We start from the raw sequence: 15288 nt of genomic DNA, 5'->3' as shown, positions 1-15288 counted from the left end.
CAGGATCCTCATAAGGCGACCGCAGGAGATCGGCTGCACAGGCATTCGGAATGTAGACTATATACGAATGCGATAATCTAATGAGAAGCCTGCCACTAAGCTATCCTTACGGAATAAGTGGAAAACGTTCTGTCCCGCCTGACTTGCTGTTTGAGCGAGACCACCAGGTTCTTCGCCGGAAGGGAGCCAGCACCACGATACGCAGTGAGCTCTATTTCGAAGAGATACTCAGGTCCGCCCAACGGACCACAGCTGACGCAGCTTGCCGGAGAGATGTCCCGGAACTTCTCGCCCATATAGGCCATGACTTCCGGGACGTCTTCCTGGCGCGGAATGAAGATGCGTCGCCGCACAACATCCGCAAGGCTGCTGCCGACCGCCTCAAGCGCGCCTTCGACGTTCTTCATCGCTTGCCTTGCCTGCTCGACGGCCGTCTCAGGCATCACACGGGTCTTGTAGTCGCGTCCTGCGGTCAGGGACATGAAGATCCAGTGTCGAGGGCGACGATCCGCGAATAGCCTTCCTTCTCTTCCAGGATGCTGCCGGACTTTAGCTTCACGAGTTCCATGCCGTTCTCCAGTGCTGATCAGATCGAGATGCCGCCATCGATCGCCACCGTCTGACCGGTGATCAGCGCGCCGGCGAAACCGAGGAAGACGATAAGCTCCGCGACATCCGCCGTGGTGCAGACTTTCTTCAGAGGTGTGCTGGCGAGGGTGCTCTGGCGACGCTCCACCGACCATTCAATCGCCCACGAACTTTCGACGACGCCGGGCGCCACCGCGTTGACCCGCACATCGGGCGCGAGCGCACGCGCCAGGTTCTTCGTCAGGTTGATGACCGCGGCCTTGGAGCCGCTATAGGCGATGGTGCTGGCCACGGCGCCGAAGCCGGCGATGGAAGCGGTGTTCACGATCGAACCTTTGGCCACCTTGAGAGCAGGCGCCGCGGCCTTCGAGCACCTGAAAACGCTCATCAGGTTGACGTTCAGCAGATTTGCCCAAAGCTCCTCCGTTATGCTGTCCAGGTCGTTGATCGGCACCGGGACCTTCACGCCCGGTATTCCCGCGTTGTTGACAAGCAGATCGAGACGGCCGAGCTTCGCCACCGCCTCGAGCACCATTGCCTTGGCCTGCCCGGCGTCGCCGACATCGCCTGGAGCACCGATAACGTCGAGCCCCTCTCTTTGGAGCCCAGCGAGAGCAGCCTCGCCCCTCTGGTCGGCCGGTAGATAGTTGATTGCGACCTTGGCGCCTGCCTTGGCCATCATGCGCGCGGTTTCGAGGCCGATGCCCGACGCGCCCCCGGTGACAAGCGCCGCCTTTCCCGTGAGATTGAACGAGATCATGAGTTACCCTTCGATGCTGCGTTTGGATGGAATTCGCTAGGCGACTGAGCTTCTGACGATTTCAAGGGGCTTGCGATTCTCGCGCCGCAGGAACTTCTGTGTCTGTTCTTTGCGGGGATTGTCGATCACCTCTTCGGCCGTGCCGATTTCGCAGACTTCGCCCTGGCAGAGAAAGGCCACGCGGTCCGCCGATTCCCGAGCGAAATTGATGTCGTGCGTGACAACCACCATCGTCATTCCTTCGCTCTTCAGGAGGCGCATGGTCTCAAGCACTTCGCCGACAAGTTCGGGATCCAGGGCGGAGGTGACCTCGTCGAAGAGCATGTAGCTCGGCTCCATTGCAAGCGCTCGGGCGATGGCGAGACGCTGCTGCTGGCCGCCTGAGAGCTGAGACGGCAAGCTGTCGCCCTTGTCGCCCAGCCCCACATGCTCGAGGTGCTTCTGCGCAAGTGCGCGCGCCACAGCGCGGCTTCGCTTTGAGACCACCCGGGGTGCCAGCGCGACATTTTCCAGCGCCGTGAGGTGCGGGAAGGCGTTGTACTGCTGGAAGACGATGCCCAGCTTGCTGCGCAGCTTGTTGATATCCGTCTTCGGATCGTGGACGCTGATGCCGTCTACGAGGATCTCGCCACCCTGGATCGGTTCGAGCCCGTTGATGCATTGCAGGAGCGTAGATTTTCCCGACCCGCTCGCGCCAATGAGGCAGACGAGTTCGCCCTTTTCGACCGTGAGATCGATGCCCTTGAGCACGATCACCGATCCGAAGGCCTTCTGGACGTTGCTGATGCGGATCATACGCGGACCTTTCTTTCGAGGTGCCGGCTGTACCGGGAAACAGGATAGCAGATAAGGAAATAGAAAAGCCCCGCACCCATCAGCAGCAGCCAGGTCTCATGTGTCCTGGTGATGAGTATCTGGGTGGAACGCATATATTCGATGTATCCGACCACGCCTGCGAGAGCGCTGTCCTTGATCAGGCTGAGGACGAGCCCGATCCACGGAGCCAGACCCGTCCTGAATGCCAGGGGCATGGATATGTACAAGAGCTCCTGGTAGCCGTTCATGCCGAGCGAGCGAGCGCTCTTGCGGTATTGAACCGGGACTGAGAGCAGGCTCGCCCGGACCACCTCGGCAGTTACTGCCGACATCCAGGCACCAAGTGCGACGGTACCGAACCAAAAGGGTGAAGTGCCGAAGCCCAGGATCGATAGAAGGCTGTTCGCGAGTATCAGCTGGATGATCATCGGCACGCTGCGCAGGATGTCGATGAAGGGGGCCGTGGCGATCCTCACGGTCATTGACACGGTGCGCAACCAGCCAAGGACGATCCCGGCAAGGGTGCCGACAAGGGTTGCTGCGGCGGCCAGCCTGACGGTGTTGAGCAGCCCCTGAGCCAGGAAATAAGCATCCGACCAGGCGAGGCCTTGGTTTGCGAACTGAAACTGCACGCCTAGCTCCTGTATATGAGGCGGAAGGCCAGGTGGGACGAGAACTGCAGCCCTTTGGCGATGAGGTAATAGATCAGCGCCGTGACCAGAAAGAACTCGAATGTCCGGAAGGATGCGGACTGCGCGTACTGCGTGGCGCCCGAGAGCTCCTGCAGTCCGACCAGCATGCCAAGCGAGGTGTTCAGCATTCCCCAGATGCCTTGAGTGACATAGGCGAGGAAGATCACCTTGAACATCTGTGGAAAGATCACATGGATGAAGCTCTGCGGGCTGGTCATGCCGAGTGAGCGCGAAGCCGACAGCTGCTGTCGCGGGATGGCGTTGAGACCACCCCTGAAGATTTCTGTCATGTATCCGGCGTTGTTGAAGGAAACGGAGATGAGGACGGCGGCGTAGCTGGGGATGTTGATGTGGAAGGCGCCCAGCCCGAAATAAAATAGATAGAGCTGAAAGACAGCAGGCGTGTTGCGCGACAGCTCCACCCACCAGGTCGAAAACCGGTAGGCCCATCCCTCGCCCTGCTGGCGCGCGACAGCCATGGGCATCGCAATGAGCGTGCCGATAATGAAGGCGAGAATGGTGATCTGGATCGTCACCCAGGCTCCGGCCAGCAGCAGGGGCAGTGAATCCCAGACTATGGACCAGTAGAACTGATAGCCGTTCATGCCAATCATCCCATGCTCATGCCGGCAGGGTTTTCCTGCCGGCATAAGCTCTATGCTTAGAAGTTAATGCCTTCAGCTGTCAGCGGCGGCAGCGGACCATTGCCGTAGTACTTGTGGTACACCTCGGCCCAACGCCCGTTCGAAACCTGAGTGAACACGAAAACCCGCGCCCAGTTCAGGAATTGTTGGTCGTCACGTTTGACGGCAATCGATCCGAAGTCGGCGAGAGGGGCAAGTCCGGCCATCACGAACTCTGGGAACTGACCACTTTGCGATAGCGAGTTGAAGACGGCGACATTGATCACGATGGCGTCGATCTTGCCCTGCTGCAGAGCCAGGAAGGTTTCCGCATCGCTCGCAAAGCCGGTGTAGGTCGCACCCGTACCCTCCCAGCCCTTGCCCAGCTCATCCTTGAAGAGTTGCTCAGGCGTGGTGCCAACGACACCACCAAGCTTCTTGGATGCCAGGTCAGAGTATTTGGCGATGCCGGTGTCCTTGCGGGTCACGACCGCCATGACGTTGTTGGTGTATGGCTGGGTGAACGCCACGGTCAGCGCACGTGCCGGGGTCGGCGTAGTCGAGGCGATAAGGACGTCGATGCGGTTCGAAACCAGCGCCGGGATACGATCCGGCGAAGGCGTCTCGATGATTTCCGGCTCTGCGCCAAGCGCCTTTGCCATGTCCTTGCAGTACGTCACGTCATACCCGTCGGGCTCGTTGTTCGAGTCGCGGAAGCCGGCAGGCGGACTGTCCAGCATGATGCCACAACGCAGCTTTTTGTTCTTGATGATCGTGTCGAGCGCGGAGTCGGCATGCGCCTGACCAGCCAGCGTGAATGTGGCGACCGCCGTAGCCAGCAGAGCCCTCATAACCATTTTCATTTCATTCCCCTTTTCTTTGTTGCAGACCAAGTAGTTTGTTGGCTGAGCAATTGAGACCGCTCAACTCGCCTTTCTCGCCAGCCTGGGTGTCACGCCGAGCTTCGATAGGTCCCACTTCCTTCTCGATCAGGGGCACGACTTCGTTCTTGAATCGAACGAGCGAGCGATGCGCCAACTCGATTGGCATGCAGCCGAAGGAGAAGTTGCAGGTGTAGTTGCTTGGATTGAGACGTTTGATGTCCGCGACCATCTTCTCGGCAACGGCGTGCGGATCGCCTACCACCATGTTGTCCGCATATTGGTCGAGCGTGTACTCGCCTTCGAACGTCTGGTTGCTGATGTAGCTGTTGTCGTCCAGCGGCGGCGAGGCTTGGCGCAGATAATGCGCCATACGCCCCACGTACCGGGCCCGCTCCGCCACGACCAATGCCTCGCTGCGGCTGTCGGTTATGGCCAGGTACTGCATGATCGCCAAGGGCTTGGTCGAAGGCTGCTCGCCGATGGATGTCCAGGCGTCGTTGAGCCCGTCGACCATCTTGTAGAGCACGGGCGATCCGAGCGTGCTGGCTGCAAGGAACGGGACCGCCTTCCACTTCTTGAAGCGATCGAGAAGCTTCGGGTGGGAGGAGGTCACAAAAATCGGGGGAAGAGGCTTCTGCTGGGTGCTGATCGCGAAGCTGGTCTTGGGGAGGGAAATGTACTTTCCCTTGTACTCGACCTCGCCATCGACGAGCGCTCTTTCGATGACGTCCCAATACTCAAGGAAAACGTCGACCCTGTCGTCCAGCACGATGTTGTAGCGATCAAACTCATAGCGCTGATAGCCGGTACCCAGGCCGATGACGAGGCGGCCCTCGGTCTGTGTGTCGGCGACCGCGATCTCCTGGGCGACACGAAGCGGATTGTAGAGCGGCAGCACGATAACGCCCGGGCCTAGCTTGATCCGCTTGGTCCATCCGGCCGCGTAGGAACACATCATCAGCGGCGACGGCGAACTCGAATAGTTGGCGAAATGGTGTTCGGCGAACCACGCGACATCGAAGCCGAGCTCATCGGCGGTCTCCACCATTTTGCGGGTATCGCGCATCACGCCCTGGGCACCGTCGGGATGATCGCGAAGCGTCATCAGGTTAAAAAGGCCAAGCTGCATTCATTTGCTCCTAAGATCCCTCGGCGACGGCTGTCGACGTTGGTAAACAGTCCTATCCAGCCTTCTGCAGGACCATGGGTGAAGTCAGCGCGTAGGCGCCGTTATGGTAGATCAGCGGGTCGACATCGGAGGCAAATGCCACCCCTGCGACCCGCCCGATGATGATGTCGTGCGTGGCATAGGAGATCGCCTGATCCATCTCGCAAAACAGGTTCGCCTGCGCGCTTGCCAGGTAGGGGATGCCGTCCTTTTCGGTCCACTCGCCAATGTCGAAACGCCTCTCGGACGGCCGTCCGCCACTGAAAGAGTTGGATATGTCAGCCTGCGAGGCCCGAAGCACGTTGATGCAGTATTGCCCCTCTTCCTTGAGCGGCACATTGATCGACGAGTTGCGGTTGACGCACGCAAGGATCGAAATGGGAGCGAAGCTGAGCGGCGTGACCGACGTGACGGTAATGCCATATCGGCGCCCGTCGTGCCTGCACGAGATCACGCAGACCGTCGACGCCACGCGCCGCATCGATTGCCGGAAATGCTCGGTACTCAGGTCCTGCGAGAGCATTATTTGCTTCCTTGTTCCCATCTTCAAAATTGCAGATTGTCTACAATCTGTCAATGTGTTTTTGGACCACCCCGCTCCAGACGAAACTGCCTTGTTTAATGGTGGTCGTGCGCTCCGTCAGGGCCCGGGAGCGGGAATTGCCTGGCCAGATCCTCGACTTGCTCCGCAGATAGATATCGCGGGTTGAGACCGCGCAGCAGAAGGTACAGCTTTGCTGTTTCCTCGAGTTCCTCGATCGCAAAGACGGCGCCCTCAAGGTCCTTGCCGGTCACGACCGGCCCATGGTTGGCCAGCAGGACCGACGTATATTTGCCGGCCAATCCCTTGATGGCCCCGGCGACCGCCGGATCGCCCGGCCTGAAATACGGCACCAGCGCCGTTCGGCCAGCGCGCATGAGATAGTACGGCGTCATCGGCGGCAGCACCGACTTCGGATCGATCTCGGGAAGCATCGTGACGGCGACCGAATGCGTCGAATGCAGATGCACCACAGCCCGAGATCCTTTGACTGTGTCGTAGAGCGCGGAATGCAGGGGGATCTCCTTCGTCGGCTTGTCGCCCGAGACAAGATTGCCCTTTGCGTCAAGGCGGGAAATGGACGCTGGATCCAGAAATCCGAGCGACGCGTTTGTCGGGGTCACAAGCCAGCCGCCTTCGTCGAGCTGAACAGAGATGTTTCCCGAGGAACCGGGGGTGAGTCCGCGATCGAACAGCGACCTGCCGAAGCGGACAATCTGTTCACAGAGTTTCGTCTGATCCATATCACCCGAGATTCTAGGCGCATGGCACGAAGCCAAACGCACTGAGCTTACCCACGGACGCCAACCTGAAAATCTCAAAAGTGCGGCGACAGCCCGTTGCAGATTGTAGATAATCTGCATTATGATTGGATTGAAAGCAAGAGGTTGGATACGCATGTCTGCTGGCAAAAGCGCGGAAAAATCAAACGTCGCCGTCATCGGGTTGGGCTCGATGGGGTTTGGCATGGCGAGTTCGCTTGTGCGACGCGGACACGCGGTCGTCGGCTACGATCCCTCCGCGACCGCTGCGGAAAGGCTGGTTGCAAGCGGCGCGCGGATAGCGGAATCACCGAGCGAAGCTGTTGCCAATGCGAGCGTCGTCCTCTGCGTCGTCGTGAACAGCGCGCAGACCGACGCGGTGCTTTTCGGCGACGGCGGCGTGTTCCCGGTGATGCCACCGGGCTCGGTATTCATTTCGTCAGCGACCATGGCGCCGTCGGAGGCAAAACGCCTGTCCTCGCGCCTCGCGGAGCGCGAAATCCTCTATCTCGACGCCCCGATCTCGGGCGGCGCAGCGAAAGCCGCGAACGGCGCCCTGACGATCATGGCGTCGGGCAGCCCGAATGCCTTCGCACGGGCGCGGCATGTCCTGGATGCGGTCGCGGCGAAGGTCTATCGCCTGGGCGACGAACCCGGCATCGGCGCTTCGGTGAAAATGATCAACCAGCATCTGGCAGGAATCCATATCGCGGCCGCATGCGAGGCCATGGTGCTCGCATCCAAGCTCGGCTTGGACCTCTCCACTGTCTACGAGGTCATAACCGCGTCCGCGGGAAACTCCTGGATGTTCGAGAACCGTGTCCCGCATATCCTCGATGGCGACTACAGGCCGCTGAGTTCGGTTGAAATATTCGTCAAGGATCTGGGCATTCTCCAGGACATGGCTCGGGCCGAACAATATCCCGTGCCGCTCGCAGCGGCGGCCCTCCAGATGTATCTCGCGACCTCGGGCGCAGGCATGGGACATGACGACGACGCGTCGGTTGCACGCACCTATGCCAAGTTGTCCGGCGCATCGCTGCCAACAGCCAAGGCGGCATCATGATCGATCTCGCCGCATGATACGCTTCGCCGCCAACCTCACCATGATGTTCACGGAATGGTCGTTCCTTGACCGCTTCGAGGCTGCCGCGGAAGCCGGCTTCGGAGCCGTGGAATTCCTGTTCCCCTATGAATTCGCACCCGAAACCGTAGGCAGCCGACTGAGGGCATGCGAACTCGAACTGGCGTTGTTTAATCTTCCTCCCGGAGACTGGGCTGCGGGCGAACGCGGCATCGCTGCCCTGCCGCATCGCTTCGAAGAGTTCCAGTCAGGCGTCGACAAGGCGCTGGACTACGCCCCGGCGACTGGCGTGCGCTCCCTCCACATGATGGCCGGCCTTGCGGACCCGTCAGACGCAGAAGCGTTGAGAAGCTACAGGCGTGCCGTGGACTTCGCCGGATCGAAGCTGGCCGCCCAAGGCCTGAACCTTCTGTTGGAACCGATCAACGGCCGCAGCATGCCCGGTTATTTCCTGAACGACTTTGCGCGTGCCGCAGCATTTATTGAGGAACTCGATCACCCGAACGTCAGGCTTCAGTTCGACGTGTTCCATCGACAGATCATGCATGGTGACATCACCGAGAGCTTCCGGCATCTGCAGCCGCTCATCGGGCACGTCCAGATAGCTGGGGTGCCTGCACGGCACGAGCCGGATACCGGCGAGGTCAACTATCGGCACTTCTTCGAACAGCTTGAGACGAGCAATTATTCCGGTTTTGTCGGCTGCGAGTATCAGCCCGCTGGCGAGACGAAAGCTGGCCTTGGCTGGTTTGCGCCGTATAGGGGGCGCAGGCAGTGACGGTCATTCTCGCAGCCATAGCCGACGACTACACCGGGGCCTCAGATCTTGCGAACACCTGGCGCAAATGCGGCCTTCGAACCGTCCAGACCATAGGAGTCCCGGTCGATAGCCGTCTGTTCGAAACGATTGATGCGCTTGTGGTCTCGCTGAAGATCCGTTCCGTGCCGGCTGTCGATGCGGTCGCAAGTGCGCTCGCCGCCGAGGAATTGCTCCGGCGGATCGGCGCCCGCCACGTCATGTACAAGATTTGCTCGACCTTCGATTCGACCGATGCGGGCAATATCGGTCCGGTTACCGATGCGTTCATGGAGCGGGCTGGACAGGACTGGACCGTGGTTACGCCGGCGTTTCCGGAAACCGGACGCACCGTCTACAAGGGGCACCTGTTCGTCAACGATGTCCCACTCAACGAAAGCGCCTTGCGGCACCATCCTTTGAACCCGATGCATGACGCCAATCTTACGCGTGTTCTTGCGAGGCAATCCAAGCACGCTGTTCACAGTCTCGACTGCCAGACGGTCGCACTTGGCCTGGAAAGCTGCAGAGCGAAGATCGCCGCAATGCCTGGCCGGCGCAAATCGATCATCGCCGACGCCATCTGGGACAGCGATCTCGATGTCCTCGGCCAATTGGCGTCCGGCGGCGCCGTTTCGACGGGTGCGTCCGGACTTGGCTACGGACTCGCAAGGGCCGCTCTGGCCGCACGCCCAGCCCGGGGATCAATGGAACCTTGCTGCTGTCGGTGGCCGATCGGCGGTCATTGCCGGCAGCTGTTCCGCCCGGACACTGGAGCAGATCGATGCCGCCGAAAGACATATGCCGGTGCTACGCCTTGATCCGCAGCGCATTGTCTCCGGCGGCGGCGGCGCCGTCGAAGAGGCCCTTGAATTCGCTCGACGGCAGCTCGCGGCTGGGCCAGTGCTCATCGCGTCCTCCGGCAGCCCCGATGCGGTTGCAGCCCTCCAGCGGCAGCACGGCAAGCACGAGGCCGGGCAGACGATCGAGAACGCCTTGGCGGAAATCGCCATCGGGCTCGTCGACGCCGGCGTTCGGCGGCTCGTGGTGGCGGGAGGCGAGACCTCGGGCGCCGTGGTGGACAAGCTGGCGATCGGCTCGTTCGAGGTCGGCGATGAACTTGCCCCCGGCGTCCCGATGCTGCGCACCATCGGATACCCGGGAGGCGAACTGATGATGGCACTCAAATCCGGCAATTTCGGCGACGTAAACTTCTTTGCGGAAGCGCTTGCGAGGCTCGATTGAAAACGAAGAGAGGATACGACGGCCGAAAGGAACGTGGGTCGGGCTGATCCGTCGGTTTCGGCTCTGGCCGCCTGATAGACAGGGTTGCTTTCTCTCTGTGAGCGACCCCCGAGCCAGCCGCTTACAATTTAGTACCAACATCAACGATCGGAGAACCATCATGACCAGTAGCTTTGAGGGCAAAACCGTCGTCGTGTCAGGAGCGGCGGGAGGTGTCGGCCGGGCTGCAGTTTCACTTTTCATCGAAAACGGTGCCAAGGTATGCGCAACAGATCTTAACCCGGCCGTCGACGAACTGGAACGAGACTCGCCCGATCATGTCGTCGCGGTTGCCGCTGATGTCACCAAGGTCGCTGACGTCGAGAAAATATTCACGACGGCAGAACAGCGGTTCGGTCCGGTCGACGTGCTCGTCAGCAACGCCGGCTTCATCATTTCGAAGTCCGCTCACGAAACCAGCGAGGATGAGTGGGACGCTGTCATGAATGCGAACGCCAAATCCTTCTTCCTGATGTCGAGGCGCGCGCTGCCTTCGATGCTCGCGCGTGGCCACGGTTCGATCGTCGCGACGGGATCCATTTCAAGCGTCGTCGGCTTGCCGGAACAGGCAGCCTATTGCGCGGCCAAAGGCGCCCTGCTTCAACTGGTACGACAGATGGCCGTAGATTATGCTTCCCGAGGCATCCGTGTGAACGCTGTTGGAGCAGGATCAATCAATACGCCGTTCCTGACTCGCTACCTCGAAGGCCTGGACGACCCAGCCGCAGGCGAGGCGGCCATCAAGAGCGCCCATCCCATTGGCCGCTGGGCCGAACCTAGTGAAATCGCCGATGCCCTTGTCTATCTTGCTGGTCCGAACGCGTCATTCGTGACAGGGCATATCTTGATGGCCGACGGCGGCTACAGTGCCCGGTAGCATCATTGTCATCTCAAGCCTCGCCGGCCTGCGTGGTGGCGAAGGTGCGGGGCAGAACATCAGCTACACCGTCGCCAAGCATGCGCAGGTCGGCGTGGTCTGCGCGGCGGCCCGGGCGCTCGCGCCGCGCGGCATCCGCGTCAATGCCTCAATCCAGGTCCGATCCACAACACGTTCCAGCACGAAATCGAGAACCGCATCAGCGCGATCAGCGGCGTCAATGTCACGGAGGCGGTGAACAAGGCCGTTCCGTTGCAGCGCCACTCCGACCCTGACGAGGTGGCCAGCGTCGCCCTCTATCTGGCATCCTCAATGAGCAGCTACGTTACCGGCCAGGTGCACGTGGTGGATGGTGGCCTGGGGAGTTGACCCGATGCGAGCGGGAACGGCCGATAGTGAACCTCACCATCGGGTGCGCACGACACTCCCATCGCTGACCTTGGATGCAAGAATTCGGAGAGCAAGCCCTGCCTCCCAAATTTGTAGTTGGATGGGCTCTCTATTGCGCGAATGGCTGGAGACGAACGCCTATCTCCCGGTGCGTCCCATCGAGGAGAGAATCGACGGGAGCGAATAGTAGCGATGACGCCGTCCTCATTCGTCTTTCCAAACGACGCACCGCGTTGATCTTCGCGCCGGCGGTCGTCGGCGCTCTAAGAAAGATGGCGTATAACCCGCAGTCCTGCGCGCGTCCGCAACAGTGGACAGTTGTCGCGCGCGGGACGGAGGAAATTCGCCCCCGCCGCGGGCGGTGAACGGGACAGCCGTAGGAGCGTCAGCATAGCGCCGGCCGCAGACCGAGACGCGGGACCGACTGTACCCGTCCGCGGCGGTCCGCATTTTTTGCGTCACGATGGAAGCCGACCGGGCGAAATCGCGCACAGTTCCAGTTCTCGACAAGTCCGGCGGCTGATCGGCGACGACGGTCTGCCTTCGGCGACCAAAGGCATTGTCGCCGCTCGACTTATCTCGCTCAGCCGCAGCAACGAAGCCGGAACTGGTGGTTCGATGAGTGGGGGGAAAGGCGGTAGCGCTCTCCCGCTACCACCCTAAACCCACTATCGTACGTAATAGTGGGATCTTGCCTGTGGCGCTCCTCGGCCACCGCGCGTTCTCCAGCATACCGCGCTTGGGGGAATGTGTTGCCGCCGATGAGGGCGGCAAGCTTGCCTTTGACCTCGATCTCAATATCCTGTCGCGGCCCTTTGGGATGAACCGTCACACAATGAACGAGCGCGCGGAAGCTCTTGACCAGCACGCCCCGATCGTCATCCGCCTCGGCGTGATGAGCTAAGACCGAAGCGAGCTCATCGACCGTTTTGACATACTTCTCTATCGCTGCCGGATGCAGAGTAAGGGTCGATGGCGCCTCTTCAAGACTGGCAAGTTCTGCCTCCGCCTCGATGCGTCGATCTTTCAACTCGGCGATACGCTCTCGGGCGTCGTCATCACCAATAATTCCCTTGACCACCAGGTCAATGCTGCGTTGTCGCTCGGCTTCAATCCGTGCGATCTTTGTCTCAAGGGTGACCCGAACGTTGGACGCACGGGCTGCTAGCCGTTGACGCTCTTCATTATAATTCCGGACGTAGATCTCAATGAGACGCGGGTCCTTCAGCTCGTCACGCATTCCATCCAATACAGCATTCTCCACGCTCCGCAGGTAAACTATGCGACGATTGGGACAGCTGCCGCTCTCACGAACTGTCGAGCAGCGGATTCGTGTTTTGCCAGTCTTGTCGCGATCGTGCACCGACATGCCCGAACCGCAGCAGCCACATCGCAACAGGCCCGAGAGGAGATGCGGTGGCCGACGTTTCACGTTCAATTTCAGACGAGATCTTTCTGTCTTCAAGTCCTGCGCGCGTCGCCATATCTCTTCGTCAACGATACGCAGGTGTGGGACATCAATCGTCTGCCACTGGTCGCGGCTATTCGGACGGGACAGACGCCTGCCGGTATCTGGGTCCTTAACCATCCGAACCTTGTTCCAGACGATGCGCCCAAAATAGAGCTCGTTCAAAATCAGCCCCGCGCCGCGTTGTGCGTTTCCGTTGATGGTAGAGGCGTTCCAACGAGTGCCGCGAGGCGGACAAACCCCCTCGCGATTGAGATCTTGTGCGATTTCGCGTGGTGGCCGGCCAGAGGTGTAGGCCGCAAAGATCCGGCGAACTACCTCAGCCTCCTCTTCAACGATCTCCAGTCACCGGGACGCCCAAGAACTGCCCGATACCCGAATGCGCGACCGCCGGCGTGGCGCCCGTCGCGAACCACTCCGGCCATTCCTCGACGTACCTTTTTTGCGCCATCCTCGCCCACCAAACCTCGTATTCCGATCAAGATTGCGTCAGCTGTGCCGTCGTGAACAGCTTGGATCTCGATCCCTAGGAATGACAGTCGTTTGTGCAGTCCAGCGAGATCCTCCATGTCGCGCGAAAGGCGATCGAGTGCCTCAACAATGACGACATCAAACTTTCGTTCGCGCGCCGCATCCATCAATCTCATGAGGCCGGCACGGCCAAACATCGAAGCTCCCGAGCGAGCTTTGTCCTCGTAAGCCGCAACCACATCAAGCTGATGCCGTGCTGCATACGCGCGACAAAGGACGATCTGGTCATCGGTGGATTTCTCGTTCTGCAGCTCGGTCGAGAACCGGGCGTAAATGGCTGCGCGTATCATTCACGAACCTCGCCGTTGCAGCCAATTGCTTCGACGACATCCAAGTTAGGTGTCGAAGCAGATAGCCTCACAGCGAGATGATCGCGCCTAGCGTCGGCAATCGCAAGAGCTTCCACGAACTGAACTAACGTGGGATCGAGCGCATGCTCCAACGCCTGACGCATGCAAGCACTTGGCCCCGCAGCATTCCGTTTGTTCTCCGACTGTTTCATCGGAGTGAAGGATGTGAGGCCGTGCGGTGCTAAGGAAGAGGGCCAGGCGCATGGTCGTACAGATCGGATGCGACGACGTGTGAAAAGGACAGCCGCCAGCAAGATCATCTGCTGAGTTTGTTGGACACTTGCCACCTGGATGCGGCCAACCCGCTGATTGTCGATCCGAAGCCATAGGTTCAAATCACGGACTGGCTTCGACCGTTGTCCTAGCTCGCCCCGACGGGTCGCACTGCGGCCGTCAGCCGGCAATTGCTATGAACTAGGAAACCATCATGCCTGAAAATATCAGACTAACTTCGAGAGACGTCCCCCTCATTCAGCTAGGCCTCTATCAGTGCCGCTTCCCGGTGAGCGAAGACCCGTCAGTACCCGGCGGTTATCGTTTTTGTGCTGGGCCAACTTCGCCGGATCGCGTCTACTGCGATCATCACCACAACATTGTGACCGCCGTGGACCCTCGTCGAGCCCGCTCGGGTCTCCACCTCGCTCAACGACGCGTCGCGTCAGTCTGACTGGCGGCGGCCTCCCGGCCAGGCGCTATGCGCCCCAAGGCCTTGGCTACGACCTTTCCGTCGGCTCGGTCTGGCCCATCCTCCCTTATGCCGTCTTCGCCGATGTATCCCCGGTCGCCCGATTGAGAACGACGACTTCTCGCCGAAGCGATCGCTTCGGAATGCCGTCGTAGCCCGACCGGAAGCTCAGTGTGCTTTTGTAGAGGTCGAGGTCCAATCCAACGTCTGGACTCCACTGGAGTGCCTGCACTCGAGAGCGATTGGCTCTGCGGCAGCCGATAAGGACCAAATGCGCCATCTGTAGACCTTCGTTGAGGACTGCGGCGATGTGGGAAACAGGATACAAAGTGGCCCTTGTGGGAGGCGTCCACGGCGTGACGGCCGGATTGAGGTGCGCGCCCGAGAGTGGCCCAATCGCGTAAGCCAGGGCGGTTACAGCGATGCCGAAGCTGAGGCCGATGCCAAGCGACCGAGCCGGCAGCAGCCCGCCAAAACCGCCTGTCACCACTGACGCGCAGCCGAAGACAAGAAGGTGCCGAAAAGCTCGGCGGCGACGCTTTCATGAGCATATCCCCTTGGAATTGTGAGGCCTCACTCTTCACGACTTGGAGCCGAATGCAGTGCGCCGCTGCGGCCATGGACCGGATTTGTTTGCCGCAGCGCAGCGGGTAGCCACTGCGCGCGCGGACAACCGTCCGCCACGACAGTAAGCGGAAGATGCGGCTGTGTGCAGCTAGATCTCTACCGCACACGGACGGATAGGATACCAAGCGACGCGCTTGCCGGGTGGCGTCAGACGCGGTTGGGGGGATTTTTTCGATCGAGACCCGATGATCCTGAACTTCGCGCAGGCCCGCGATAGTCTCGGCCAGAACGCGCGATGCAGCCCGGTCCTCTTTGGACGATAGGCACCCCAAAATTGAACCACCCCGCCTGTCACCGTCACGTCGGAATCGCCGACCGATGATCATGGCTCAGCCGGGAGTGCCTCCAGGAGTTGATCCCGAA

General features: G+C 60.3%; 17 protein-coding genes and 1 pseudogene. 6 read left to right on the top strand and 12 right to left on the bottom strand.

Annotation, left to right across the window (positions count from 1 at the left end):
* Positions 1 to 95 precede the first annotated feature (95 nt).
* From NKJ09_RS24145 to otnC, 9 genes are all read right to left on the bottom strand, one after another.
* Complete coding sequence (locus NKJ09_RS24145; protein WP_352494527.1) at positions 96 to 482, bottom strand: Rid family hydrolase; 387 nt, start codon at positions 480 to 482, stop codon at positions 96 to 98.
* Between the two features lie 104 nt (positions 483 to 586).
* Complete coding sequence (locus tag NKJ09_RS24140; protein WP_023718645.1) at positions 587 to 1348, bottom strand: SDR family NAD(P)-dependent oxidoreductase; 762 nt, start codon at positions 1346 to 1348, stop codon at positions 587 to 589.
* A gap of 36 nt (positions 1349 to 1384) precedes the next feature.
* Positions 1385 to 2143: an amino acid ABC transporter ATP-binding protein gene (locus NKJ09_RS24135; protein WP_023718646.1), complete on the bottom strand. Its 759-nt coding sequence runs from the start codon at positions 2141 to 2143 to the stop codon at positions 1385 to 1387.
* Entirely contained in the window at positions 2140 to 2796 is a 657-nt protein-coding gene (locus NKJ09_RS24130) for an amino acid ABC transporter permease (RefSeq protein WP_023718647.1), read from the bottom strand. Before NKJ09_RS24130 ends, NKJ09_RS24135 begins: the two co-directional genes overlap by 4 nt.
* Positions 2797 to 2798: 2 nt before the next feature.
* Positions 2799 to 3461, bottom strand: a complete 663-nt coding sequence (locus tag NKJ09_RS24125; protein ID WP_352494528.1) for an amino acid ABC transporter permease — start codon at positions 3459 to 3461, stop codon at positions 2799 to 2801.
* 56 nt (positions 3462 to 3517) lie between these two features.
* Positions 3518 to 4342 carry an ABC transporter substrate-binding protein gene (locus NKJ09_RS24120; protein ID WP_031193900.1) on the bottom strand — a complete coding sequence of 275 codons (825 nt, stop codon included), beginning with the start codon at positions 4340 to 4342 and terminating at the stop codon, positions 3518 to 3520.
* A 1-nt stretch (position 4343) separates the two neighbouring features.
* Positions 4344 to 5492 carry an LLM class flavin-dependent oxidoreductase gene (locus NKJ09_RS24115; protein ID WP_352494529.1) on the bottom strand — a complete coding sequence of 383 codons (1149 nt, stop codon included), beginning with the start codon at positions 5490 to 5492 and terminating at the stop codon, positions 4344 to 4346.
* Positions 5493 to 5544: 52 nt separating this feature from the next.
* Complete coding sequence (locus tag NKJ09_RS24110; protein ID WP_023718651.1) at positions 5545 to 6054, bottom strand: flavin reductase family protein; 510 nt, start codon at positions 6052 to 6054, stop codon at positions 5545 to 5547.
* 95 nt (positions 6055 to 6149) lie between these two features.
* Entirely contained in the window at positions 6150 to 6815 is a 666-nt protein-coding gene (otnC, locus tag NKJ09_RS24105) for a 3-oxo-tetronate 4-phosphate decarboxylase (RefSeq protein WP_023718652.1), read from the bottom strand.
* A gap of 154 nt (positions 6816 to 6969) precedes the next feature.
* On the opposite strand from otnC, the gene ltnD reads away from it, so the two are divergent.
* From ltnD to NKJ09_RS24075, 6 genes and pseudogenes are all read left to right on the top strand, one after another.
* Positions 6970 to 7899, top strand: coding sequence for an L-threonate dehydrogenase (gene ltnD, locus NKJ09_RS24100; protein ID WP_352494530.1), 930 nt, complete (start codon positions 6970 to 6972; stop codon positions 7897 to 7899).
* 13 nt (positions 7900 to 7912) lie between these two features.
* On the top strand, positions 7913 to 8695 hold the full coding sequence (gene otnI, locus NKJ09_RS24095) for a 2-oxo-tetronate isomerase (protein WP_023718654.1): 783 nt from the start codon (positions 7913 to 7915) through the stop codon (positions 8693 to 8695).
* A pseudogene (otnK, locus tag NKJ09_RS24090) lies at positions 8692 to 9958 on the top strand (3-oxo-tetronate kinase). Before otnI ends, otnK begins: the two are co-directional and overlap by 4 nt.
* 160 nt (positions 9959 to 10118) lie before the next feature.
* Complete coding sequence (locus NKJ09_RS24085) at positions 10119 to 10874, top strand: SDR family NAD(P)-dependent oxidoreductase (RefSeq protein ID WP_352494531.1); 756 nt, start codon at positions 10119 to 10121, stop codon at positions 10872 to 10874.
* Positions 10864 to 11112, top strand: a complete 249-nt coding sequence (locus tag NKJ09_RS24080; protein ID WP_023718657.1) for an SDR family oxidoreductase — start codon at positions 10864 to 10866, stop codon at positions 11110 to 11112. The genes NKJ09_RS24085 and NKJ09_RS24080 overlap by 11 nt, the downstream gene beginning before the upstream one ends.
* Positions 11037 to 11243 carry an SDR family oxidoreductase gene (locus NKJ09_RS24075; protein ID WP_084642602.1) on the top strand — a complete coding sequence of 69 codons (207 nt, stop codon included), beginning with the start codon at positions 11037 to 11039 and terminating at the stop codon, positions 11241 to 11243. Before NKJ09_RS24080 ends, NKJ09_RS24075 begins: the two co-directional genes overlap by 76 nt.
* Positions 11244 to 11847: 604 nt before the next feature.
* On the opposite strand, the gene NKJ09_RS24070 is transcribed toward NKJ09_RS24075, so the two are convergent.
* The 3 genes from NKJ09_RS24070 to NKJ09_RS24055 form a co-directional block, all read right to left on the bottom strand.
* Positions 11848 to 13038 (bottom strand): recombinase family protein, encoded by a 1191-nt coding sequence (locus tag NKJ09_RS24070; RefSeq protein WP_352589624.1) that lies wholly within the window; start codon positions 13036 to 13038, stop codon positions 11848 to 11850.
* Positions 13039 to 13046: 8 nt separating this feature from the next.
* Positions 13047 to 13553, bottom strand: a complete 507-nt coding sequence (locus NKJ09_RS24065; protein WP_352494532.1) for a recombinase family protein — start codon at positions 13551 to 13553, stop codon at positions 13047 to 13049.
* An 812-nt stretch (positions 13554 to 14365) separates the two neighbouring features.
* Positions 14366 to 14785: an aquaporin gene (locus NKJ09_RS24055; protein ID WP_352515656.1), complete on the bottom strand. Its 420-nt coding sequence runs from the start codon at positions 14783 to 14785 to the stop codon at positions 14366 to 14368.
* Positions 14786 to 15288: the final 503 nt, after the last annotated feature.

This window comes from Mesorhizobium sp. M0189, from assembly GCF_040322135.1.
Lineage (GTDB): Bacteria > Pseudomonadota > Alphaproteobacteria > Rhizobiales > Rhizobiaceae > Mesorhizobium.
This window is presented reverse-complemented; position numbering and strand designations above follow the sequence as displayed.